Annotated in this window: 25 protein-coding genes; 7 read left to right on the forward strand and 18 right to left on the reverse strand. The window is 56.7% G+C overall.

The genetic code is table 11. The annotated features are described in order from the left end of the window. Positions 1–41 precede the first annotated feature (41 nt). The 7 genes from KHU29_RS15975 to KHU29_RS16005 form a co-directional block, all read right to left on the reverse strand. A complete protein-coding gene (locus KHU29_RS15975; RefSeq protein WP_211453752.1) occupies positions 42–1355 on the reverse strand; it encodes an MFS transporter in 1314 nt (437 codons plus the stop codon). Between the two features lie 92 nt (positions 1356–1447). Beyond that, positions 1448–2680 carry an MFS transporter gene (locus tag KHU29_RS15980; RefSeq protein ID WP_211453753.1) on the reverse strand — a complete coding sequence of 411 codons (1233 nt, stop codon included), beginning with the start codon at positions 2678–2680 and terminating at the stop codon, positions 1448–1450. A gap of 103 nt (positions 2681–2783) precedes the next feature. After that, positions 2784–4397 carry an L-aspartate oxidase gene (gene nadB, locus KHU29_RS15985; RefSeq protein WP_211453754.1) on the reverse strand — a complete coding sequence of 538 codons (1614 nt, stop codon included), beginning with the start codon at positions 4395–4397 and terminating at the stop codon, positions 2784–2786. 125 nt (positions 4398–4522) lie between these two features. Beyond that, a complete protein-coding gene (gene purT, locus KHU29_RS15990) occupies positions 4523–5734 on the reverse strand; it encodes a formate-dependent phosphoribosylglycinamide formyltransferase (protein ID WP_211453755.1) in 1212 nt (403 codons plus the stop codon). A gap of 297 nt (positions 5735–6031) precedes the next feature. Then, positions 6032–7717 carry an MFS transporter gene (locus KHU29_RS15995; RefSeq protein WP_211453756.1) on the reverse strand — a complete coding sequence of 562 codons (1686 nt, stop codon included), beginning with the start codon at positions 7715–7717 and terminating at the stop codon, positions 6032–6034. Between the two features lie 134 nt (positions 7718–7851). Next, complete coding sequence (locus KHU29_RS16000) at positions 7852–8247, reverse strand: type II toxin-antitoxin system VapC family toxin (RefSeq protein WP_211453757.1); 396 nt, start codon at positions 8245–8247, stop codon at positions 7852–7854. Then, positions 8244–8480, reverse strand: a complete 237-nt coding sequence (locus KHU29_RS16005; RefSeq protein WP_211453758.1) for a type II toxin-antitoxin system Phd/YefM family antitoxin — start codon at positions 8478–8480, stop codon at positions 8244–8246. Before KHU29_RS16005 ends, KHU29_RS16000 begins: the two co-directional genes overlap by 4 nt. 151 nt (positions 8481–8631) lie before the next feature. Here KHU29_RS16005 and KHU29_RS16010 point away from each other — a divergent pair, with 151 nt between their 5' ends. Beyond that, on the forward strand, positions 8632–9378 hold the full coding sequence (locus KHU29_RS16010; RefSeq protein ID WP_211453759.1) for an aldolase: 747 nt from the start codon (positions 8632–8634) through the stop codon (positions 9376–9378). A gap of 285 nt (positions 9379–9663) precedes the next feature. Here KHU29_RS16010 and KHU29_RS16015 read toward each other — a convergent pair whose 3' ends face one another. Further along, positions 9664–9825: a hypothetical protein gene (locus KHU29_RS16015; RefSeq protein WP_211453760.1), complete on the reverse strand. Its 162-nt coding sequence runs from the start codon at positions 9823–9825 to the stop codon at positions 9664–9666. Positions 9826–9951: 126 nt separating this feature from the next. Here KHU29_RS16015 and KHU29_RS16020 point away from each other — a divergent pair, with 126 nt between their 5' ends. Both KHU29_RS16020 and KHU29_RS16025 read left to right on the forward strand, forming a co-directional pair. Next, positions 9952–10653 carry a 4'-phosphopantetheinyl transferase family protein gene (locus KHU29_RS16020; RefSeq protein WP_211453761.1) on the forward strand — a complete coding sequence of 234 codons (702 nt, stop codon included), beginning with the start codon at positions 9952–9954 and terminating at the stop codon, positions 10651–10653. Positions 10654–10707: 54 nt separating this feature from the next. Continuing rightward, positions 10708–10956: a hypothetical protein gene (locus KHU29_RS16025; protein ID WP_211453762.1), complete on the forward strand. Its 249-nt coding sequence runs from the start codon at positions 10708–10710 to the stop codon at positions 10954–10956. Positions 10957–11067: 111 nt separating this feature from the next. On the opposite strand, the gene KHU29_RS16030 is transcribed toward KHU29_RS16025, so the two are convergent. Further along, a complete protein-coding gene (locus tag KHU29_RS16030) occupies positions 11068–11289 on the reverse strand; it encodes a hypothetical protein (protein ID WP_211453763.1) in 222 nt (73 codons plus the stop codon). Between the two features lie 212 nt (positions 11290–11501). Between KHU29_RS16030 and KHU29_RS16035 the strand changes: the two genes are divergently transcribed. After that, positions 11502–11864 carry a hypothetical protein gene (locus tag KHU29_RS16035; protein ID WP_211453764.1) on the forward strand — a complete coding sequence of 121 codons (363 nt, stop codon included), beginning with the start codon at positions 11502–11504 and terminating at the stop codon, positions 11862–11864. 228 nt (positions 11865–12092) lie between these two features. Then, positions 12093–13133: an oxidoreductase gene (locus tag KHU29_RS16040; protein ID WP_211453765.1), complete on the forward strand. Its 1041-nt coding sequence runs from the start codon at positions 12093–12095 to the stop codon at positions 13131–13133. An 888-nt stretch (positions 13134–14021) separates the two neighbouring features. Here KHU29_RS16040 and KHU29_RS16045 read toward each other — a convergent pair. Beyond that, positions 14022–14282 (reverse strand): hypothetical protein, encoded by a 261-nt coding sequence (locus tag KHU29_RS16045; protein ID WP_211453766.1) that lies wholly within the window; start codon positions 14280–14282, stop codon positions 14022–14024. Positions 14283–14291: 9 nt separating this feature from the next. Further along, a complete protein-coding gene (locus tag KHU29_RS16050) occupies positions 14292–15152 on the reverse strand; it encodes a LysR family transcriptional regulator (protein WP_211453767.1) in 861 nt (286 codons plus the stop codon). Positions 15153–15300: 148 nt separating this feature from the next. Here KHU29_RS16050 and KHU29_RS16055 point away from each other — a divergent pair, with 148 nt between their 5' ends. Continuing rightward, the gene (locus KHU29_RS16055) at positions 15301–15741 is read left to right on the forward strand and encodes a multidrug/biocide efflux PACE transporter (RefSeq protein WP_211453768.1); all 441 of its coding nucleotides are present in this window, start codon (positions 15301–15303) and stop codon (positions 15739–15741) included. Positions 15742–15801: 60 nt separating this feature from the next. Here the strand turns inward: KHU29_RS16055 and KHU29_RS16060 are convergent, their stop codons facing one another. The 7 genes from KHU29_RS16060 to KHU29_RS16090 form a co-directional block, all read right to left on the reverse strand. Then, positions 15802–16131, reverse strand: coding sequence for a DUF1488 family protein (locus KHU29_RS16060; RefSeq protein WP_211453769.1), 330 nt, complete (start codon positions 16129–16131; stop codon positions 15802–15804). A 295-nt stretch (positions 16132–16426) separates the two neighbouring features. Further along, on the reverse strand, positions 16427–17482 hold the full coding sequence (locus tag KHU29_RS16065; protein WP_211453770.1) for an adenosine deaminase: 1056 nt from the start codon (positions 17480–17482) through the stop codon (positions 16427–16429). Between the two features lie 125 nt (positions 17483–17607). Next, complete coding sequence (locus KHU29_RS16070) at positions 17608–18336, reverse strand: amino acid ABC transporter ATP-binding protein (RefSeq protein ID WP_211453771.1); 729 nt, start codon at positions 18334–18336, stop codon at positions 17608–17610. Continuing rightward, complete coding sequence (locus KHU29_RS16075; protein ID WP_211453772.1) at positions 18317–18973, reverse strand: amino acid ABC transporter permease; 657 nt, start codon at positions 18971–18973, stop codon at positions 18317–18319. Before KHU29_RS16075 ends, KHU29_RS16070 begins: the two co-directional genes overlap by 20 nt. After that, positions 18970–19650: an amino acid ABC transporter permease gene (locus KHU29_RS16080; RefSeq protein WP_211453773.1), complete on the reverse strand. Its 681-nt coding sequence runs from the start codon at positions 19648–19650 to the stop codon at positions 18970–18972. The genes KHU29_RS16075 and KHU29_RS16080 overlap by 4 nt, the downstream gene beginning before the upstream one ends. Before the next feature lie 33 nt (positions 19651–19683). Next, positions 19684–20463 carry a transporter substrate-binding domain-containing protein gene (locus tag KHU29_RS16085; RefSeq protein WP_211453774.1) on the reverse strand — a complete coding sequence of 260 codons (780 nt, stop codon included), beginning with the start codon at positions 20461–20463 and terminating at the stop codon, positions 19684–19686. 1 nt (position 20464) lies between these two features. Further along, positions 20465–21196 (reverse strand): GntR family transcriptional regulator, encoded by a 732-nt coding sequence (locus KHU29_RS16090; RefSeq protein ID WP_211453775.1) that lies wholly within the window; start codon positions 21194–21196, stop codon positions 20465–20467. A gap of 243 nt (positions 21197–21439) precedes the next feature. On the opposite strand from KHU29_RS16090, the gene KHU29_RS16095 reads away from it, so the two are divergent. Continuing rightward, complete coding sequence (locus KHU29_RS16095) at positions 21440–21919, forward strand: GNAT family N-acetyltransferase (protein WP_211453776.1); 480 nt, start codon at positions 21440–21442, stop codon at positions 21917–21919. Positions 21920–21938 lie beyond the last annotated feature (19 nt).

The following is a 21938-nucleotide window of genomic DNA, read 5'->3' on the forward strand; positions in this document are numbered from 1 at the left end:
CCGTTAAACGATTTGAACGATGTGTCTTGTCGGATCTGCTACTAAACCTGTTGCAGATTGGCGTGGCGTGTCTCGCGCATGCATAGTACTGCGATCAGGCTCAGCGTCGCCGCAACCGATACATAAGCGCCGACATAAGCCAGGCCGCCGCGCTGCGCCAGCAATTGTGCGATGTAGGGCGCTACCGATGCGCCGAGGATGCCACCGATGTTATAGGCGACGCCGGCGCCGGTATAGCGCACGCTGGTCGGAAACAGCTCAGGCAGCAATGCGCCCATCGGCGCAAATGTGACGCCCATCAAAAACAGGAAAATGATCAGGAACAAGGCAATCGCTACCGTACTGCCGCTGCCAAACAGCGGTTGCATGGTAAAGCCCGCTGCGATAGCCGCCAGGGTGCCGACGATCAGCACCGGCCGGCGGCCGAAGCGGTCGCTGGCCACCGCCGACAACGGTGTCGCCAGCGCCATGAACACCACTGCCAGGCACAGCAGCGCCAGGAATTCCTGCCGCGGGATATGCAAGGTGGCGACGCCGTAAGACAGTGAAAACACGGTGGCAATATAGAACAGCGTGTAGCAGACGATCATCGCGACCGCGCCCAGCATTACAGGCCGCCAGTGATGTTTGAACAAGGTGATAGCCGGCACTTTGACGGGCTCGCGCTTTTCCAGCGCCGCGGCAAACACCGGCGTTTCGGCGATCTTCATGCGTACATACAGCCCCAGCACAACCAGCGCTGCGCTGAAAATAAACGGCACGCGCCAGCCCCAGCTCTTGAACTGTTCGTCCGACAGGCTCAACGCCAACGCCAGGAACAGGCCGTTCGCCATCAAAAAGCCGACCGAGGGCCCGAGTTGTGGAAACATGCCGTACCTGCCGCGTTTTCCGGCAGGTGCGTATTCGGTTGCGAGTAGCGCCGCGCCACCCCATTCGCCGCCAAGGCCGATGCCTTGGGCGAAGCGCAATACGCACAGCAGGACAGGGGCCAGTGTGCCGATGCTGTCGTAACCCGGCAAGAAGCCGATCAACATGGTGGAGATGCCCATCACCAGCAATGAAATCACCAATGTCGATTTACGCCCGATCCGGTCGCCGAAATGACCAAACAGAAAAGCCCCGATCGGCCGCGCGATAAACGCGATGCCAAAGGTGACAAATGCCGATAGCGCCTGGGCGGTCGGTGAATCGTGCGGGAAGAATATCGGGCCGATGACCAGCGCCGCCGCAGTCGCGTAGACATAGAAATCGTAGAATTCAATAGCAGTGCCGATGAAGCTGGCGAAGATTACTTTCCTGGCACTGTTTTGTGCCGGGGTTGGGATGGATGTGATTTGCCCTGACGCTGCACTCATCGTGTCTCCTCGTTATGGTTTTGATCTCCAAGCATAGCCGAGATGAGCGGATTGCGACACTACCTCATGCGTCCGTCGTCCATCAATATCGTTCAGGCGAGCGGTGCCGGCAGGCGCTGCAGCACACGCACCTCGGAGTCGAATATGATCCATGCCTGGACCACGAAACCCGCCAGCGCCAGCACCAGGCAGGCCGATTCACCCCAACGCGCGCCGACCAGGCCGCCAAGCGCGGCGCCAATTGGACGCGCTCCTGTGTTCACGGTGAGAAAAATCGCCGATACACGTCCCAGCATGGCGCCGGGAGTGACAGTCTGGCGCAATGTGGTTGAGGTGATAACCCAGATAATCGGGCCGACGCCGAACAGAAAGAAAGCCACGGCCGCCAACACGCCGCTCGGAACCGCGAGTGTCGCAACCATGGTGAGCGCAGCCAGGACCGAGATCACCGGGCCTAGCTGGATCGCGCGGCCAAAAGGCAGCCGCGCCACCACACGCGATGTCAGCAGCGCGCCCACCATCATGCCTACGCCATATGCACCAAGCGTCATGCCGACCTCGCCGGCACTGAGCCCGAGCTTCCGCACCGCGTAAGGCACATAGGCAGCCTGCAATACAAACCAGGAGATGTTCCAGGCCACGGCAGTCAGCAGAATCGGCCGCAGCAAATCATCGCGCCAGACCAGGTGTGCGCCGTCGCGCAGCTCCAGCAACGGATGGCGGGCTGGCGCCGGCGTGCGCTGCGGTTCACGCAGTTGCAGCAGCAACACCACTGCCGATCCGGATAGCATGGCAGCCAACACGAATGCGGCCGAGGCGCCGGCCCATGAAGTCAGCGCGCCACCCAATGCCGGGCCGGCGGCAAAAGCGGCGCTGCGGGCAAGTTCCAGCCGGCCGTTGGCTTTCGCCAGGTCCTCGCGCTCTACCAGCGCCGGCACCAAGGCAGGCGCGGCGACACTGAAACCTACCGTGCCGACGGCGCCGATGAAGCCGAGCACCGCCAGCAATTCGATCGACAGATGATTCAGGAGAATCGCGGCCAGAACGCCAAGCAAGGCCAGCATGCGTAGCGCCTCGGCGGCCACCATCAGACGGCGCCGCGAGGTACGGTCGGCCAGCAAGCCGAAAGGGATCGACAGCAGCAGAAACGGCAACGATTGCACTGCCGCCAGCATGCCGATCTCGCCCGGCCCCGCGCCTAGCATCAGTACGGCCATGATCGGTGCGGCCGCCAGGCTCAATTGCTCAGCCGATTGTGCAGCCAGGTTAGACCATGTGAGCGCTACCAGGGAGCGGGGAAGGGCAGGGGAAAGTTTTGAAATCATGAAATTTCTACAGTTTTTTTGAAAAACGGAGTGTAGCGCCGGTGCCGGCGGCAGACACTCCGTTTCTTGGCGCGCAATTCGCGTGCGCGCCGGATGAGTGCATCTAACGTCTTTGTGGTGGTGTCAGTACGCTCGGCAAAGCCTTGGCCAGCGTCTCTGGATAATCCTGGCTGTAGTGCAGGCCACGGCTTTCATGGCGCGACAGTGCGCTTTCGACGATCAGCGACGCCACCTGCACCAGGTTGCGCAACTCCAGCAAATCGCGGCTGATGCGGAAGTGGGCGTAGTACTCGTCGATCTCTTCCTTCAGCAAGCGGATCCGGTGCTGCGCTCGTTCCAAGCGTTTATTGGTGCGCACGATGCCAACGTAATTCCACATGAAGCGCCGCAATTCATCCCAGTTGTGAGAAATCACGACTTCCTCGTCGGCGTCGGTCACGCGGCTTTCGTCCCAGGCCGGCAGCGGGATGACTTTCGGCTTGTCTTGCTGTGCGATGTATTTAGCGGTGGCGCGGCCGACCACCACGCATTCCAGCAGTGAATTGCTGGCCAGGCGGTTGGCGCCATGCAAGCCGGTATAAGCGGTTTCGCCGACAGCGTACAAGCCAGGCAAGTCGGTGCGGCCGTTGAGGTCGGTAACGATGCCGCCGCAAGTGAAATGGACCGCAGGCACCACCGGAATCGCTTGCTTGGTGATGTCGATGCCGAGTTCCATGCAACGGGCGTAGATGGTCGGGAAATGCTCTTTCAGGAATTCTGGCGACTTGTGCGTAATGTCGAGGTCGACGTGATCGAGGCCGCGTTTTTTCATCTCGAAGTCGATTGCCCGCGCCACCACGTCGCGCGGCGCCAGTTCGGCCCGTTCGTCGTGCGCCGGCATGAAGCGCAGGCCGGCGTCGGCGCCTTCGGTATCCGGCAGTTTGAGTACGCCGCCTTCACCGCGTATCGCTTCGGTGATCAGGAACGACTTGGCATAAGGATGGTACAGGCAGGTCGGATGGAACTGGATGAATTCCATGTTCGCTACCCGGCAACCGGCGCGCCAGGCCATGGCGATGCCGTCGCCGGTGGCACTGTCGGGATTGGTGGTGTACAGGTAGACCTTGCCGGCGCCGCCGGTTGCCAGCACCGTGTGGTTGGCCGCCAGGGTCAGCACCTTGCCGGTCTTGACGTTCTTGGCGTACAGGCCGAGGCAGCGCGGCGCGGTTTTGTCAGCGTCGCCGGTGGCTACCTTCTTCGACGTAATCAGGTCGATGGCGTAGTGATCTTCCAGCAGCGTGATGTTGGGATGGGCGCGCACCTTTTGTTCCAGCGTGACCTGCACCGCATGGCCGGTGGCGTCGGCGGCATGGATGATGCGGCGCTGGCTGTGGCCGCCTTCGCGGGTCAGGTGAAAGCCCAGTTCCGCGCTGGAGTCGGGCGTGAAGGGCACGCCTTGTTCGATCAGCCATTCAATCGCGGCGCGGCCGTTTTCGACAATGAAGCGGGTCGCGCTCTCGTCGCATAAGCCGGCGCCTGCGACCAGGGTGTCATTGATGTGCTGCTCGTGGCTGTCGCCGGAATCCAGCACAGCGGCGATGCCGCCCTGGGCCCAGTTGCTAGCGCCGTCGAGCAGCGCGCGTTTGGAGATGACTGCAACTTTGTTGGTCTCTGCGAGGTGCAACGCGACCGACAGGCCTGCCAGCCCGCTACCGATAATGGCGACATCGAATTTCATGGTGAATGTTTGGTTATTTGTTCTTTTAATCTGGATCGCCCCAAACCGAAATTCGGGGCGACGTCTCTGCTACCGTCTGCTACCTTTTGCTGCCTTTTGCTAAGTGCGGCGATGTTGCTAGCGAATTACCCGACAATCACCGGCTTGACCTTTGCCGCAGCCTGCTTGGCGCGTATGCGCGCGGTCTCGACGTCGTCGGCCGTAGCCAGCGCGACGCCCATGCGGCGACGCTGGAACGACTCCGGTTTACCGAACAGGCGAATATCCACGCCTGGAACCCGCAACGCATCCGCCACGCCTTCAAAGGCAATGCCCTTGGCGTCGTGCTGGCCGTAGATGACCGCCGAAGCAGCCGGGCTGCGCAGGGCGACGTTGACCGGCAAGCCGAGGATGGCCTTGGCATGCAGCTCGAATTCATTTTGCTGCTGGCTGGCCATGGTGACCATGCCGGTGTCGTGCGGGCGCGGGCTGACTTCGGAGAACCAGACCATTTCGTTCTTGACGAACAGTTCGACGCCGAACAAGCCGAGGCCGCCGAGGTTGTCGGTGACTTTCCTGGCGATATCGCGCGCCTTGAGCAACGCTTCCGGATGCATTGGATGCGGCTGCCAGGATTCGACGTAATCGCCATGCACCTGCAGGTGGCCGATCGGCTCACAGAAATGGGTGGCGACGCTGCCATCCGGTTGCAGCGCTCTGACTGTCAACAGCGTGATTTCATAATCGAAATCGATAAAACCTTCAACGATGACGCGTCCGGAATCGACCCGGCCGCCGGCTGCGGCGTAGGCCCAGGCAGCTTCTATTTCGCTGGCGCTGTCGAGTTTCGACTGGCCTTTGCCAGAAGACGACATGACCGGCTTGATCACACACGGAAAACCGATTGCCGAGCAAGCGGCTTTCAATTCATCCAGGTTATTGGCGAAGCGGTACGGCGAGGTTGCCAATCCCAGCGTCTCGCCGGCCAGGCGGCGGATGCCTTCGCGGTTCATGGTCAGCCAGGCGGCGCGTGCCGTCGGGATCACGGTGACCTTGCCTGCAGCCTCCAGTGCAACCAGCGTTTCAGTGGCAATCGCTTCGATTTCCGGCACTACCAGATCAGGCTTCTCTTGCGCAATCAGCGCTTCCAGCGCCGCGCCATCGGCCATGTTGATGACATGCGAGCGATGCGCGACCTGATGGCCGGGGGCGTTCGGGTAGCGGTCGACGGCGATCACTTCGACGCCCAGGCGTTGCAGCGAGATGATGACTTCCTTGCCGAGTTCGCCGGAGCCCAGCAACATGACTTTGGTGGCGGAAGGGGAGAGCGGGGTACCGATTCTGATTGGTGTCTTCATATTGGAAAGGAGCTGCGACGCATGACGCGCCGTAATAATCGTTGAATAATCGTTGATGGGTGAAGTAAGTGACGTTAGTTCGGATGGCGGTTCGTAAATAAGAGAGCGTGCATTTTCTGAATTCGGCCGGCTAAATAAGGTAACGCCAGGCGTTGTTGATCAACGTTGGCCAACGTTCGACAATAACAAATATCGGGACGCATGGACAGTTGGCAGAATGAAAAGAGCCGCCAGAATTATCTGGCGGCTCTTTTAACGCTGCTCAGGCATAGCCGTAAGGATATGCCATATCGTTGATTAGCGCTCGGCTTGGTAAATATCGTAGTCTTTGGTTTCCTTGACAAACAGCATGCCGATGACAAAAGTGGCCGCCGCGATAATGATCGGATACCACAGGCCATAGTAGATATCGCCCTTGAACGCCACCAGTGCGAAGGCGGTGGTTGGCAGCAAACCGCCGAACCAGCCGTTACCGATATGGTAAGGCATGGACATCGAGGTATAGCGGATGCGGGTAGGGAACATTTCCACCAGCATCGCTGCGATCGGCCCGTAAACCATGGTCACGTAGATCACCAGGATGAACAGCAGCAACAGCACCATCGGCTTGTTCATCTGATCAGGGTCGGCTTTGCTTGGATAGCCTGCGCCTTTGATGTCGCCGGCCAGTTCTGCCGAGAATGCCTTGTCCTTGGCGGCAGCATCTTCTTTCGACAAGCCTTTGGCGTCATACGAAGTCAGGATCTTTTCGCCGATCTTGATGGTGGCAACCGAACCAGGAGCGCCGGCAACGTTCTCGTAGTTCACCGAAGCAGCCGACAGCTTGGCTTTGGCGATATCGCAAGACGATGTGAACTTCTTGGTGCCGGTAGGGTTGAACTGGAACTGGCAAGTGGCTGGATCGGCGGTGACGATCACAGGTGCACTCTTCAGCGCTGCTTCCAGAGCCGGATTGGCGTAGTGGGTCAGGCCCGCAAAGATCGGGAAGTAGGTCAGCGCTGCAATCAGGCAGCCAGCCATGATGATCGGCTTGCGGCCGATCTTGTCGGACAGTGTGCCGAAGATCACGAAGAATGGCGTGCCCAGCAACAGAGAGAGCGCAATCAGGATGTTGGCGGTCGACAGGTCCACTTTCAGCGACTGGGTCAGGAAGAACAGGGCGTAGAACTGACCTGTGTACCAGACCACGGCTTGGCCGGCGGTCAGGCCGATCAGCGCCAGGATCACCAGTTTCAGGTTTTTCCATTTGCCGAAAGCCTCTGTCAATGGTGCTTTGGAAGTCTTGCCTTCTGCCTTCATCTTGGCGAAAGCCGGCGACTCATTCATCGACAAGCGAATCCAGACCGAGACCGCCAGCAAGATAACCGAGACCAGGAAAGGAATGCGCCAGCCCCAGGCCGAAAACGCTTCTTCGCCGACGGCGCTACGTACGCCCAGGATTACCAGCAGCGACAGGAACAGGCCCAGCGTTGCGGTAGTTTGAATCCAGGATGTGAACGCGCCGCGTTTGTCGTCCGGCGCATGTTCGGCGACATAGGTAGCCGCACCGCCATACTCGCCGCCTAGTGCCAGGCCTTGCAGGATGCGCAAGGTAATCAGGATGATAGGAGCGGCAATGCCGATAGTGGCGTAATTCGGCAAGATGCCGACGATGAAGGTCGATGCACCCATGATCAGGATCGTCACCAGGAAGGTGAATTTACGGCCGATCATGTCGCCCAGGCGGCCAAACACCAGCGCGCCGAAAGGACGCACAATGAAGCCCGCGGCAAATGCCAGCAACGCGAAAATGAAGCCGGTATTAGGATCTGTGCCGGAGAAGAACTGCTTGGCGATGATTGCCGCCAGCGAGCCGTACAGGTAGAAGTCGTACCATTCGAATACGGTGCCCAGGGATGAGGCAAAAATGACTTTGCGCTCCTCCGGTGTAATGCCCCGTGAAGCAGGTTTAAGCCCACCTGCGGTAGGTTGTAATGTGGCCATGCCGGTCTCCTTGATTATTTATATTTGGTGCAGCTGATTTGGAGTGTGCGGGCTAAACCTTACGCGGGACTTGCTTGAAACTTACCAGAAACTTACATGAGATACCGGCGATAACGCCAGCAGTTATTCCCTTCCTACCAAATTGTCTTAACATGAGCATAGGCTCTAATTTTTTCGTCCTTTGTCACCAATGGAGCCGCCAGTTTTCGTGCGGTCGCTACAATCATGCGGTCTGCGGGATCTTTATGAAATTCGCCGGGAAGTTCAACCGATTTGGTAGCTACTTCCACGTCCACCGGCACAAAGCGCACGGCATCGATCTGTGCGACTGTTGCAAGCCAACTGTCCACGTCCATTGATAGAAGCAATTTCTCACGCTGGACCAACATTGCGATTTCCCAGGCTGATATGGAGGATAAGATGATCTCGCCATCGGCTTGTTCTTGCTCAATTACGGCCTTTGCCCTTTTGCTGAGGGTCGGATCGCCGGTTACCCACCATACCAACGTATGTGTGTCCAGAACGATCACTGAGCTGCCTCCCAATCATTTTCTCCAATAGGATCAGTCGGGTTGTCGTAGCGCACGACAGAGCCGCGTAATACATCGAGCGGCTCGCGGGTAGTGTTCCGGTAAGGGCGCACTTCCAGCGCAGGCTTACCGTGATCTGTCACGATGAGACTTTCACCTGACGCCTCAATTTGGCGAAAAAATTCAAGTGCCCGCGATTTGAATTCGGATTTTGATACTTGATTGGTATTCATGATATGTCCATAGTCATGTGTCTATAGTCAGAATAATGGTGCAATATGACTAGAGATTCAAGTCATTTTTAGCCTTTTAGGGGAAATCTGCGAACCGAAGTTTTGTGTTTCTCGATACTATCGTCAAAAATCTTTTTAAATAAAGGCTCTCATGAACGCGATTTCCTCTGACATCGACGCATATTTCAATTCACCTGTTGTGGCGGCATTGCGAGCCGATCTGGCGTTGGCTCTGCGTGCTGCAGCGCATCACGGACTAGGGGAGGGAGTTTGCAATCATTTCAGCGTGGCATTGCCGGATCGCAGCGATCTGTTCCTCCTCAATCCTCGCGGCCTGATGTGGAGCGAGATACAAGCCGGCGATATCGTGATGATTGACGCGGCCGGCCGCAAACTAGCTGGCCGGCACGAAGTTGAACCCACTGCAATGTTCATTCATGCAGCGATTCATCGCATCGCCCGCAAAAACTGCGTGCTTCACACCCATATGCCTTATGCGACGGCTCTGACGCTGACAGAGGCTCGCGGCCTGGACACGACGTTGTCGCAGAATGCAATGCGTTATCACGGCAGGATCGCCGTCGATGACCAGTACAATGGACTGGCGCTGGATGGCACCGAAGGCGAGCGTATCGCCAATGCAATGTCAGGCGCCGACATCGTTTTTCTTGGCAATCATGGCGTGGTGGTCTGCGGCGAGCGGATCGACTACGCTTACGACGATTTGTATTATCTGGAGCGAGCTTGCACCGCGCAAGTCCTGGCTAGCTCTACTGGCCGTGCCTTACGGCCGGTGCGGGCGGAATTGGCAGAACGCGTTGCGCAACAATTGCAGGGTGAACGCTTGCAGTCGGTGCTTTTTTTCGAAGCCTTGCGCCGGATATTGAACCCGGATTGAATGCGCACCATGAGAGCTGCCGACACTTTACCCCCTGTCATTACTGACAGCTGTGCCGATCTCATGGGGAAGCTACAATAAGCCGTCTTCTACAACTCTCCCCGAGTTTGGACCCTGCCCGTGACCGCAAGGTATCACGGGCTTTTTTTGCCTGTTCGCCATAGACAAAAACCGGCGACAAGAATGACGACAGGCACGACGATTCTCATGCGTAAGTCATACCGCTGTCATGTTAACCCGGTAAGATTCGACATGTTGATCTAGTGCTCACTCATAAAGACCAACTCAATCGGGCAGGGGCTTTTCGAAGGGTGTTTTGCCATCAGCAGGTTGGCCGGTAGCCTCGATCACCGGCACCAGTTTCGTTGTATTCTGTTGTACTCCAATCAACCCGCTGCCGTAGGTGCGCGGGTTTTTTATTTCCCGTTCCGGCCACTTCAGTGTCATCGCTGATCGTTATAATGTTTTGCCATCCATCCATCCATCCATCCATCCATCCATCCATCCATCCATCCATCCATCCATCCATCCATCCATGCAAAGCAAAATTCAAAACTGTTCAGCCGAAAGCACATGCCAATTCCAGCAGATGACATGACCGGGATTATTTTGCCGGAAATACCGGGGTCTCTCCGCCAGGCCCGCTTGCTTTATTCGGTCGACGCCGCACAACTGGCTGGCCTGGAAGCCGGCGGCATCGTGTTACCCGAGAGCCTGGCAAATGCGATGTTAAAACGGCAAGTGGAGTTCGCAGCAGGCAGGTTTTGCGCCCGCGAAGCGCTGCAACAGCTGGGCTGCGAAAGCCGGGCGACGCTCGCCATCGGCCAGGATCGGGTACCGCTGTGGCCGGCGGGGTATCTGGGTTCGATCAGCCATGGCGACGGTTTGGCGATTGCCGTTGTGACCACCACCAAGGCATGGCGCGGAGTGGGAATCGATATTGAACGAATCCTCACCATTGAAGCGGCAGAACCGCTGGTTGAACACTTGATGACGGCGGCGGAGCTGGCCATCGGCAATGCTGCCGGCCTGTCCCTTGCACATTGGCTAAGCCTGGTTTTCTCGGCCAAGGAAAGCTTGTTCAAGGCGCTTTATCCTTTGGTTGGACGCTATTTCGATTTCCTCGATGCCGAGGTGTGCGAGCTGCAAAAACAGCAATCCTGCATCACGCTGAGGCTGGTGACAACATTGTCGCCATCATGCGTGAAAGGCAGCCTGTATTGCGTCCGATATAGTTGTTTCTCCAATAATGTCGCGACGCTATGCCTGCTTTGATGACTGGAAATTTGCGGCACGGCATCTATAATAAAAAGTCTCCTGGAGGCTTATATGAAGGCTGCGAAGATCATCGAGATGTGGAGCAGGGCTAGTCGTCAGATACCGCACACCAGCGACGACGATATCGTGCAAATGTTTGCCAACGAAATTGCAAAATTGTCATACAAGCTCACTGACGAAGAGCTATATCGGCTGATTGCGGTGGGGGCGTTGGTTTATCAGCGTGGTTTCAGGGAATTCGACGGGACCATCATGGCTGATCTGTTGATCAGAACCTTGCGCGAAGGTGGCCGGGCGTAGAGCCGGTTCTGCAGCAATACAATCCTGCAACAATAAAATCCTCTTCCCTCGAATAAAAAAACCTGCGTCCTTACGGGTCGCAGGCTTGCATGTCGGTGGTCGAAACGTTGATTAAATCCGGTAGATTTTCTCGCCAGTCTGAACAATCACAAACTTCCCTTCCGAATACGGAGTCAGCGCACGGCCATCCGCCAACTGATAGGTTTTCGATACTGGCAGACTACTGACTACGCCATTTGCAGTGGCTCTTTCAATCGTGTTTTCATAGCATTCAACATGATAGGCGTCCCCGGTTTCTTTGCCTTTGGCGTCGAATTTTTCTATTAAATCCATAAATGTCTCCTTGTGCATGAGGTTGGAATACCTGCGGTTACGATACCAGATTTTATTTCGTAGTTGTAGTAAATGGCGGTAATCAATGGCCATGATCGATGGTGATAGTCGACGCGCGGACATCGCGGTGCAAGTCCGGTGCCTTGCTGCTATCCATTGCGGCGCGTACCATGAGGGTCGCAGCACGGCAAATACTTACAGAGGAAGCAGTAATGAACGACAGTTTGACTAGAGATGAATACGACGCGCTGGGCCAGATCGGCAAGGGTGCGCACGGCAGGGTGACTGCTTGCGTGGCAAGGAATACCAAGCGCCTGGCCGGACTGAAGTACATTGCGTATGAAAAAAACGGTGGCCTGTCCTTGACCGAAAAAGGTCAGCAGACCTTGTTCATCAGGAATTGTATAGATGGTTTGCGCGCCGTGGCGAACGATCCTGGCGCCAAGCTCGCGGCCGACGTTGCGATGTTCCTGGGGAAAAAGGGACATGTCATCGCCAGGCCTGCCGGCGACGGTTACGACATTACCGAAAAAGGGCGTGAATCCCTGGCGGATATTGACTCTTCGGCGGCCTGAGTAGCGCTGGAGCTGACGCTGGCATTTACCCTGCCTGCAAGTGCGACCCGAAGTACTAACCTTGTGCGTTCGGTAAAAAACTATATAAATCAAATACTTGATTGAAATTAGTGATGGTTATCCACAGGACTGTCCACAATTTCTGTGGGTAACTTTCAATCATCATTTGCTTTGCCTGAATCCACCCGAATCTACCCGCATCTATCTCATTAATGCAGAAGGAGAACCATGTCCACCTTGAAAGTAGGCCTGTTAGGCTACGGTTTTGCCGGCGCCACTTTTCATGCGCCGCTTATCGGATACTCGGGGCGTACCGAGGTAAGCGCAATTGCCAGCAGTCAAGCCGAGGCTGCCGCCAAAGCGTGGCCACAGGCGCGCATCGTTGCCGATATCGATGGCTTGCTGGCGGATTCGGCGATCGAATGCATCGTGATCGCAACACCCAATGACACGCATTTTGAATTCGCCCGTCGGGTGTTGGCCGCCGGCAAGCATGTGGTGGTCGATAAGCCGGTCACGCTGAACGCAGGCGGGGCGCGCACCTTGGCGCGTATGGCGGCGGATAGCAAGCTGTTGCTGGCGCCGTTTCATAATCGTCGATGGGATGGCGATTTCCGTACCCTGCAAGCGCTGGTCGCCAGTGGCCGTCTTGGCCAAATCACGCATTTTGAATCGCATTTCGACCGTTTTCGGCCCCAGGTGCGGCAGCGCTGGCGCGAGAATGCGTTAACCGGCGGCGGTTTGCTGTATGACCTTGGGCCGCACTTGATCGATCAGGCATTGACATTATTCGGCGCTCCACAAAGCGTCAATGCGACCATCGGCACCTATCGCGAGCATGCTCAAGCCGACGACTATGTCCACTTGCAGCTGGGCTATCCGGATAAACAGGTGGTATTGCATGCCAGCGCCCTGAGCGCATTGGAGGCGCCGCGCTTTGTGGTGCATGGCCGCCGCGGCAGTTATCTGAAATCCGGGCTCGACAGCCAGGAAGATCAGCTCAAGGCTGGTGTGCGTCCCGGACAGCCGGGCTGGGCCAAGAATCCGCCCGGCCTGATCAGGGAAGTCGCAGACGAGCTTGACCTGCGCGGTGAATTGGCTACGCTGGATGGTGCTTACGAGGAGTTTTATCGTGCGCTGGCAGCCTCGATTCAGGATGGCGCGCCATTTCCGGTTGCGGCCGATGCTGCCGTCCGCGTCGCGGAAATTCTCGAACTGGCGCGCCGCAGCGCTGAAGAGGGCCGGCGGCTACCCTATGCCGCAACATAATGGTAACGCTATCATCACTATGAATAACTGATATGCGCTAAATAAATTGGCGGTGCCGGGAGCGGGTCTATATAGTTGCACCTGTCTCCTCCAACACCTCACAAGGTTTGGATTCAAGCCCGCACCGAAAGGTCTAGCGGGCTTTTTTTTACCTGCCTGGTTTGTGGAAAATAGGCAGTCTTTGTCTAATGCCGTTAAGTTAAGGTTACCGGTTATAGCGCTTGGCACGTCATTCCCGCGAACGCGGGAATCCATTTTAATCACCATACTGTGCAACATGGATCCCCGCGTTCGCGGGGATGACGGAGTGACCGCATTGGTCCATCTAAAGAATACCGTTCGTGGCTTAACTTAACGGCATTACAGTCTTTGTCACTTTTCTTGCATTAACAACAAAATCTGTGTATAATTCGAAAATCGCCTGTCACGCACAACGTCTTAAAACGTGAATTTTGCTTGATTCGGGCCAATACAAGAGTAGATTCGTTACACGTCGGGGCCACTTTCCAGATAGGACTGGGTTTCGGGAATCTTCTCCTGTATTGAAGAATTAAAAAAACCTGCTTGCCTCACGGCCGCAGGTTTTTTGCATTTGATACCGTATTTTTACTATATTGCAGTGCCGCATATTTCGTCTTATAGTTGATTCGTCTCCTCCAACCTCTACGGTTTGGATTCAGCCCGCGCCGCAAGGTACAGCGGGCTTTTTTTTGCCTGCGTAAATCCGGGCGCAGGGTGTGGGCACGCTGTTGTGCCCACGTGTGAACTCACACCATGCACAGACCTATTTCTGTGCCACGACAGGTAGTACTCCGGATATTACGGTAACGCGTGGGCACTAAAGCGTGCGTACCCTACGAGTTGTGCCGGTAATCTGCCGTAGTGGCTTTACTGGTGCGGTTTGATCGTTCGGCCGCGCTGCAACCGGGCATCGGAGCGGGCATTGCGGTTATAAGTCGACAGAAAACCGCGGGTTTTAAACTCTTTACGCAACAGGAAAAAAGCAAGCAAAGCGGCAAAGGTGACGGAGGCGAGGACGATTAACATTTTTTGTCTGTTTTTTTGAGTGATATCGGACAACAGCAAAATTCGCGCCAGATATCGCGGTTGCAGCCGATGTGCAACCGGTGCACTGCCGGTATACCGCAAATCACCTGCTCATCGCGCCATCAGGGTATCCAGCAGCCAGCTGCCGGCCGGCCCCAATCCTCGCTGTCGCGACCAGACCGCATCGACCTGTATGCTTTTCGGCCAGCCGCGCACCTGCAACTCGAGCAAGCTGTTGGCGGCAAAACGCTTCGCCATCCAGTATGGCAACTCAGCCCAGCCGAAGCCCAATTCTGTCATTTCCAGTAGTAGCAGATAACTGGATGCAGTCCAGCATTTGCCACGCCGGCGTTGCACCGAATCGTCGGCATAGGTACTCAGGCGCAGCTCGCGCGCGCCATGCAGCATCTCGGTGGAGATGTGTTTTGCCTGCGCCAGCGGATGCTGCTTGCCGACGTACAGACCGATTGCCGAACGATCCGGGACCGATTCAAAGCCGATATCCGGCGCGTAGTCCGGCTGCGCCGCCACCAGCCCGAGATTGGCGCGGCCTTCCTGCACCAGGGAGACCACGTCGTTGTGCTCCGCAATCATGCATTCCAGCTCCAGTTCGGGATAGCGCTGTTCGAAACTGGTGAGGATATGCTCGAAACGGTCCGACTGGTAAGTGTCGGACAGCACCAGGGTCAATTGCGGCTCCAGGCCGCCAGCCAGCCGGTGCGCCGATCGTTCGAGCCGGTCAGCGGCCTCCATCACTTGCTGCGCTTGTACCAGCATCGCCCGGCCTTGTTCGGTCAGCGTCGGGCGGCGGGTGCTGCGATCGAACAGCGTCAGTCCGAGGTCGATTTCCAGATTGGCAATCGCTTCGCTGACGGTGGATTGCTGTTTGCCGAGTTTTCGGGCGGCGGCAGAAAACGAGCCTTGCGTGGCTGCCTCGACAAACATGAACAGCGTTTCCAGGGAGTGGCGCATGGGTACCGGTTCCTATGTATTTATGTTTGTGCCTGCATTTGTTTAACCATCGGTTTGTCCGATGGTTATTACTTTTATAGTATCAGGAAAATCGAAGAAAATAGCCTCATCAACTTCATCAACCAATTTTGAAGTAACTGGAGGCAATATGAATACGAACAAAACCTGGACCGAGCGTGCTACTCACGCACTGATTTTTGAAGTGCTGGCAGTCTCAATGACAGCACCGGTATTAGCCTGGGTATTGAAGGTGCCGATGGCGCACGCGGGCTTGCTGACGCTGATGATTTCGCTGGTGGCGATGATCTGGAACATGATTTTCAACAGCCTGTTCGACCGCATCGAGCGCCATTGGCGCCTGGTCAGGACCATGGGCATGCGGGTCGTGCATGCCACCGCATTTGAAGCCGGACTGGTCGCAATCGTCGTGCCTCTGGTGGCATGGTGGCTGAACATGAGCTTGCTCGATGCATTGATTCTCGACATCGGCTTGCTGCTTTTCTTCCTGCCTTACACCTTCGTCTTCAACTTGGCATACGACAAGCTGCGCGCAGCCCTGCTGAAGAAGCGTGCGTTTGCCAACACGTGATAATCCATCGCATGCGCAGGCCGCATGCGATGGAATAATGTAATCAGGCCGGTCTGGAAATTATTGGAAATAACCGCTGCCGATAACCAGCGGTTTGCCGATAATGCCGGCGCCGATCAAACGCCGTGCGACGCCTTCGATTTTTGTCTGGAATGCCCGATAAGTGACGAGCAAGTCAAGTTTAGGGTCTTTCGAATGCGACAGATCTGAGAGTGTGGTTGCTGGCACCAGGCACTGATACTGTTGAAATTCGACCGTCACCGAAAACAGGATGCCGGCGTTGGTCAGGCGAGGTGCAGCAAGTACGTTGTCCATCATGGTCTCCACGATAATACGGTTGCGCAGAGTCAGACGGGATCGATAAGGCAGGCTATCTGGCTGCTTATCCATGTTGCACGGAAACTGTCCGGCTGGCAAGGACAATACAGCTTTTAAGGAGTTTGGCCAGTTTCGCAGATTCGTTATATGCCTGCCGAATATCAGGTATGCGAACTCTAAAGCATACAAACAGGCGTCGCATCGCTATAGTTACACCTGTCTCCTCCAACACCTCCCAGGTTTGGATTCAAGCCCGCACCGAAAGGTCTAGCGGGCTTTTTTTTCCTGTTTTTTTTAGGATGTAAAAAAGCCGCCGGACCTGAGTGGTGCAGCGGTTTGCTGGCAGTGCTGAAATGAGGCCGTCAGGCTAATGCGCCATGCAATAGCCATCCAGCTCCAGCAACAGTTGCTGCTTTGCCGCTGCCGGTAAAAATGTCGCCTCAAAAGCATTCCGCGCCAACATCACCAATTCGGTGCGGCTCAAGCGCAGCGCTGCTGCCACTGCCAGGAAATTGGCATTCATGTAACCGCCGAAATAGGCCGGGTCGTCAGAATTCACGGTAACTGCCAGGCCGGCATGCAGCATGCGCGCCAGGTTGTGGTTGCGCATGTCATCGACTACGCATAACTTGAGGTTCGACAACGGACATACCGTCAGCGGAATGCGTTGCTGCGCCAGCCGTTTCATCAGAGCCGGATCTTCTTCGCTGCGCACGCCGTGATCGATGCGTTCCACGTGCAGCACATCGAGTGCCGTCTCGACGTATTGCGGCGGCCCTTCTTCGCCGGCGTGGGCAACCAGGTGGAAACCGAGTTCGCGGCAACGCGCGAAGACCCGTGCGAATTTTTCCGGCGGGTTGCCGCGTTCAGCGGAATCCAGGCCGATGCCGATCCACAGGTCGCGATATTGCGCGCGCAAGGGCAGCGCTTCCTCCAGGGTGGCGAAGGCGTCTTCTTCCGATAAATGACGCAGGAACGACATGATCATGGCGCTGCTGAAGCCGTGCTTGTCGCGCGCTTCACGCAAGGCGCGGGCGATGCCTGCGAATACCACCTCGATGCTGATGCCGCGTTCGGTGTGGGTTTGCGGATCGAAGAAAATTTCCGAGTGGCGCACGTTGTCGGCGCGCGAGCGGACGATGTATGCCATCGTCATGTCGTAGAAATCCTGTTCGGTCTGCAATACAGCAGCGCCGGCATAGTACAGGTCGAGAAACGATTGCAGATCGGTGAAGGCGTATGCGGCGCGCAGCGCTTCCACCGAGGCGTATGGCAGTTTGACATTGTTGCGTTGTGCCAGCGAGAACAGCAGTTCAGGTTCCAGCGTGCCTTCGATATGCAGGTGCAGTTCCGCTTTCGGCAAGCCTTCGATGAAGGAGATCAGATCGGCAGCGAGTGGCGGGGTAGTGCTGAGTGAATTCATGTGTACTTCCACGGTTGACAGGTGCAAATCAGGAACTAATCCGCAATTTTACAGAATTGCGGATTAGCTTACCCGGTTTGTCAATTTCGCTGTCGATGAAGTGTAGTCGATGTTCAGTTCGATACTCAGTTCGAGGCGCCCAGAAACTGCTGCAGCTCGACTGTTTTCGGATTGGCGAAAATATCTTCCGGCGCGCCGATTTCATGCACCTTTCCCTGATGCATGAACACGACGCGATCGCAGACTTCACGCGCAAAGCGCATTTCGTGCGTGACCATCAACAGCGTCATGCCTTCCTCCGCCAGCCCGCGCACCACCGCCAATACTTCGTTCACCAGTTCAGGATCAAGTGCAGAGGTAATCTCATCGCACAGCAAGGCTTGCGGCTGCATCGTCAGCGCACGTGCAATCGCCACCCGCTGTTGCTGGCCGCCAGACAACTGATCCGGATAAGCATCGAATTTTTCAGCCAGGCCGACGCGCGCCAGATTTTCCTGTGCAGATTTGCGCGCTTCGCTCTCCGACGTTCCTTTGACGATCATCGGCGACAGCATCACGTTGCGGCCCACGGTCAGGTGCGGAAACAGATTGAATTGCTGGAAGATCATGCCGACCTTCAGGCGCAGCGCCCGCAATTCCAGCTCGCTCTTGCCCAGATGCGATCCGGCGACGCTGATATTGCCTTCATCGATGCTTTCCAGGCCGTTGATACAGCGCAGCAGGGTACTCTTGCCGGAGCCGCTTTTGCCGATGATGGCAATCACTTCACCGGGTTCGACGTCGAGCCGGATGCCTTTCAGCACCTGGTTGTCGCCGAAGCTTTTCTTTACATTATCAATGGCGATGAGCGGCATTGAGTTTCCTTTCCAGAGACTGACTGTATTTAGACAGCGGCCAGCACAACGCAAAATACATCAGCGCCACCAATGCGTACACGGTGAACGGCTGAAACGTAGCGTTGGTGATCATGGTGCCGGCCTTCGACAGTTCAACGAAGCCGATGATGGAGGTCACCGCTGTACCTTTGACGATTTGCACGCTAAAACCAACCGTAGGCGGAATCGCGATACGCAGGGCCTGCGGCAGAATCACATGGCGCATTTGCTGCATGTAGCTCATGGCCAGGCACGACGATGCCTCCCATTGGCCACGCGGAATGGCGTCAACGCAACCACGCCAGATTTCGGCCAGGTAGGCGCTGCTCCAGCAAGTCAGCGCCAGGCCGGCGGCAAGCCAGGCCGGCACTTCCAGGCCAAACAAAGCCAGGCCGAAAAAAGCCAGGAACAATTGCATCAGCAAGGGCGTGCCTTGGAATAGTTCGATATACATTTTGGTGAGACGGCGCAACCAGGCTTGCTTCGCGCTTCGCAAGAACAAGATGATCAATCCCAGCAGCCCGCCCAAGGCAAACGAGGCCAGCGACAGCAAAACGGTCCAGCGCATTGCCAGCAACAGGTTGCGGACGATGTCCCAGGTCGAAAAGGAAATCATGCAGCCTCCCTGCCTACGGGCCGGCCAAACAGCCGGTCGCCAATCAATCGCAGCAATTGCCGCAAGCCGATCGCCAGCAGCAGATAGACTGCGGTCGACAGCAGATACGATTCAAACGAACGGAAGTTGCGGCCCTGGATGAAGTTGGCCGCATACGCCAGCTCTTCCACCGCAATTTGCGAGCACACGGCCGAACCCAGCATCACGATCACTACCTGGCTGGACAGGGCCGGCCAGATTTTTTGCAAGGCCGGCGGCAGGATGATGTGACGGAATATCTGCATCCTGGTCATCGCCAGGCTCAATCCGGCTTCGATCTGTCCGCGGGCGACGGCACTGACGCCGGCGCGGATGATTTCGCAGCTGTAGGCGCCCAGGTTGATCACCATGGCCAGTATTGCCGCCTCCATCTCGCTGATTTGCAAACCAATCCCCGGCAAGCCGAAGAAAATGAAAAACAGCTGGATCAGGAACGGCGTGTTGCGGATCAATTCCACGTAGGCGCTGACCAGGAGCCGCAACCAGCGCGGTCCCTGAGTACGGGCCCAGGCGCCAAAGATGCCGACCGCTATCCCGAGCACGCCGCCGATCGCGATCAGTTCGATCGTCACCAGCACGCCCTTGATGAGGATGGCTGGATAGTCGAACGGCGCCAGAAAATCGAAGTGATAACTCATGTCTTGCCCAAGGCTAGTGGTGGCAAGTTGCGCTTACAGATTGGCCGGCAAAGGCAGGCCCAGCCACTTCACGCTCACCGCATTCAATTCGCCATCCTTCTTGGTTTGCGCCAGGATCTCATTGACCTTGGCCAGCAATTTCGGTTCGTCCTTGTTGAGGCCGATCGAGCAAGGCGAATTCTTGATCAGGAATTTTGTTTCCGGTTTCTTCGGCGGATTCTTGGCGATAATCGCGGCGGCCACTACGTTGCCGGTTGCAACCAGTTGCACCTGGCCTGACAAGAACGCGCTGATGGTGCCGTTATTGTCTTCGTAGCGCTTGATGGTGGCGCTGGCAGGAGCGATCTTGGACAGTTCCAGGTCTTCCACTGCGCCACGGGTCACGCCCACGGTTTTGCCGGCCAGGTCGGCTGCACCGCTGACCTTTTGATCGGCGCCGCCGAATACGCCGTTATAGAAAGGTGCGTAGGCGTCGCTGAAGGCGATGACTTTTTCGCGCTCCGGATTCTTGCCGAGGCTGGAGATGATCAGGTCGACTTTCTTGGTTTGCAGGTAAGGTACGCGATTGGCGCTGGTGACCGGGACCAGTTCGATCTTGACGCCCATTTTCTTGGCAATCAACGTAGCGACGTCGATGTCCAATCCTTGTGGTTTGAGATCGCTGGTGACCGAGCCGAACGGCGGGAAATCTTGCGGCACCGCGACTTTCAGTACGCCGCTCTTGACGATATCGTCGAGCGCATCGGCCCGGGCGGCGCTGTTGAACAGGGCAGCGGCGGCCATCATGGTGAGCAAAATCTTTGGAAATTTCATGTTAAAACTCCTTTAGCTGAGGTGATATTGCGAATGACTGCTTGTCGAAATTCTCTGCGAGTGGTGCTAGTGCTTGCCGTAGCGGTGACAGCGGATCGCTGCGCAGCGATTGGTCCAGGCCCGCTTCGACATTGCATAAATGGGTGTGCATCAGTTGTTCCGCCTGCGCCAGATCGCCGCTTTCCAGCGCTGCGACGATGCCGACGTGTTCGGCGCAGGATTGCCGGGCATGGTGTGACGATTGATACTGCATGGCGGTCAGGGTGGTGCGGGTGGTGAGATCGCGCAAGGTGTCGGCCAGCAAAGTATTGCCGAACGATTCACACAGGCAGACATGGAAATCGCCCAGCAAGAAGCTGCGGGTGGCGACGTCTTCGCCTTCCAGCGAGGCCTGTTCACGCTCGACGTGCTGGCGCAGTTTGCGGATGGCATCAGCGCCGATCGGCCGCGCATGCCGCAGCAGTCCCAGTTCCAGCACCCGGCGCGCCTCGAAGGCGTCGCGTGCATCCTCCGGCGTCGGTTCAATCACATACCAGCCGCGGCGGGCGCTGACGGTGACAATGCCGCGTGTCACCAGGCGGGTTAGCGCCTCGCGGATCTGGGTCCGGCTGACGCCAAACAATTCTGCCAGCTGCTGCTCGCCCAAGCGGGTTCCGGGCGCGAGTTTACGCGCCAGCATTGCCTCGGTAATCCGTTCGGCGATCTGGGTTGACGATTTGGCGGTGGCAGTCATGCGCTGGTAACAGCAAGTCGTATGCCAGGTGATATCAGGTGATATTTAGGGCTGATGCACCAATCTGATATACAAGATTGGTCTATCAGTTCACTAAATTGGCGAGTGCTGCCGATAATTGTCACTAAAGTCACTAAAAAGGGGAGCGGCTGCGGTTTTTTGACACTTGGGAAACTTTACGGGAGGCTGATATAAAATCGATGCCCGAGATGCTTCAACCAATATTAAGCCAGGATCGGAAACATGACTCAGATAGTGAACGCCGACTTGTCCAACGCGCGGCATGCCAGTGCGATTGTGGAGCTCTTGAATGGCTATGCGATGGATGCCATGGGCGGCGGGCAGCAGCTTGCCGATTTCGTCAAAAGCAATTTGATCGCGGCGCTAAGCAAAAGAAACGATATCCACGTGGTGCTGGCTTTTGTGGGCGAGGCGCCGGCAGGCGTGGCGATTTGCATTGAAGGATTTTCGACGTTCGCCTGCCAGCCGCTGCTGAATATCCATGATCTGGCGGTTGCAGAGAAATTTCGCGGGCAGGGTATCTCGAAGAAATTGATCGCACAGGTTGAGCAGGTAGCGCTCGGACTGGGCTGCTGCAAGATTACGCTGGAGGTGCTGGAAGGTAATCAGCGCGCCAAGGCGCTGTATAAGTCAACCGGATTTGCCGGCTATGAACTGAATCCGGCAATGGGCAAGGCGATGTTGTTGCAGAAGAAGCTGTAAAGCATTACGGCCTACGCGA

Source organism: Collimonas antrihumi, assembly GCF_018304965.1.
GTDB lineage: Bacteria > Pseudomonadota > Gammaproteobacteria > Burkholderiales > Burkholderiaceae_D > Collimonas > Collimonas antrihumi.

Excerpts from the sequence above, each read along its gene's own strand:
- KHU29_RS16035 (WP_211453764.1), top strand. The coding sequence starts at position 11,502 with ATGAACGACAGTTTGACTAGAGATGAATACGACGCGCTGGGCCAGATC.
- KHU29_RS16015 (WP_211453760.1), bottom strand. The coding sequence starts at position 9,825 with ATGACACTGAAGTGGCCGGAACGGGAAATAAAAAACCCGCGCACCTAC.
- KHU29_RS16025 (WP_211453762.1), top strand. The coding sequence starts at position 10,708 with ATGAAGGCTGCGAAGATCATCGAGATGTGGAGCAGGGCTAGTCGTCAG.
- KHU29_RS16040 (WP_211453765.1), top strand. The coding sequence starts at position 12,093 with ATGTCCACCTTGAAAGTAGGCCTGTTAGGCTACGGTTTTGCCGGCGCC.
- KHU29_RS16065 (WP_211453770.1), bottom strand. The coding sequence starts at position 17,482 with ATGAATTCACTCAGCACTACCCCGCCACTCGCTGCCGATCTGATCTCC.
- KHU29_RS15995 (WP_211453756.1), bottom strand. The coding sequence starts at position 7,717 with ATGGCCACATTACAACCTACCGCAGGTGGGCTTAAACCTGCTTCACGG.
- KHU29_RS16010 (WP_211453759.1), top strand. The coding sequence starts at position 8,632 with ATGAACGCGATTTCCTCTGACATCGACGCATATTTCAATTCACCTGTT.
- KHU29_RS16050 (WP_211453767.1), bottom strand. The coding sequence starts at position 15,152 with ATGCGCCACTCCCTGGAAACGCTGTTCATGTTTGTCGAGGCAGCCACG.
- KHU29_RS16055 (WP_211453768.1), top strand. The coding sequence starts at position 15,301 with ATGAATACGAACAAAACCTGGACCGAGCGTGCTACTCACGCACTGATT.
- KHU29_RS16080 (WP_211453773.1), bottom strand. The coding sequence starts at position 19,650 with ATGAGTTATCACTTCGATTTTCTGGCGCCGTTCGACTATCCAGCCATC.
- KHU29_RS16070 (WP_211453771.1), bottom strand. The coding sequence starts at position 18,336 with ATGCCGCTCATCGCCATTGATAATGTAAAGAAAAGCTTCGGCGACAAC.
- KHU29_RS16095 (WP_211453776.1), top strand. The coding sequence starts at position 21,440 with ATGACTCAGATAGTGAACGCCGACTTGTCCAACGCGCGGCATGCCAGT.
- KHU29_RS16090 (WP_211453775.1), bottom strand. The coding sequence starts at position 21,196 with ATGACTGCCACCGCCAAATCGTCAACCCAGATCGCCGAACGGATTACC.
- KHU29_RS16060 (WP_211453769.1), bottom strand. The coding sequence starts at position 16,131 with ATGGATAAGCAGCCAGATAGCCTGCCTTATCGATCCCGTCTGACTCTG.
- KHU29_RS15980 (WP_211453753.1), bottom strand. The coding sequence starts at position 2,680 with ATGATTTCAAAACTTTCCCCTGCCCTTCCCCGCTCCCTGGTAGCGCTC.
- purT (WP_211453755.1), bottom strand. The coding sequence starts at position 5,734 with ATGAAGACACCAATCAGAATCGGTACCCCGCTCTCCCCTTCCGCCACC.
- KHU29_RS16005 (WP_211453758.1), bottom strand. The coding sequence starts at position 8,480 with ATGAATACCAATCAAGTATCAAAATCCGAATTCAAATCGCGGGCACTT.
- KHU29_RS16020 (WP_211453761.1), top strand. The coding sequence starts at position 9,952 with ATGCCAATTCCAGCAGATGACATGACCGGGATTATTTTGCCGGAAATA.
- nadB (WP_211453754.1), bottom strand. The coding sequence starts at position 4,397 with ATGAAATTCGATGTCGCCATTATCGGTAGCGGGCTGGCAGGCCTGTCG.
- KHU29_RS16075 (WP_211453772.1), bottom strand. The coding sequence starts at position 18,973 with ATGATTTCCTTTTCGACCTGGGACATCGTCCGCAACCTGTTGCTGGCA.
- KHU29_RS16085 (WP_211453774.1), bottom strand. The coding sequence starts at position 20,463 with ATGAAATTTCCAAAGATTTTGCTCACCATGATGGCCGCCGCTGCCCTG.
- KHU29_RS15975 (WP_211453752.1), bottom strand. The coding sequence starts at position 1,355 with ATGAGTGCAGCGTCAGGGCAAATCACATCCATCCCAACCCCGGCACAA.
- KHU29_RS16030 (WP_211453763.1), bottom strand. The coding sequence starts at position 11,289 with ATGGATTTAATAGAAAAATTCGACGCCAAAGGCAAAGAAACCGGGGAC.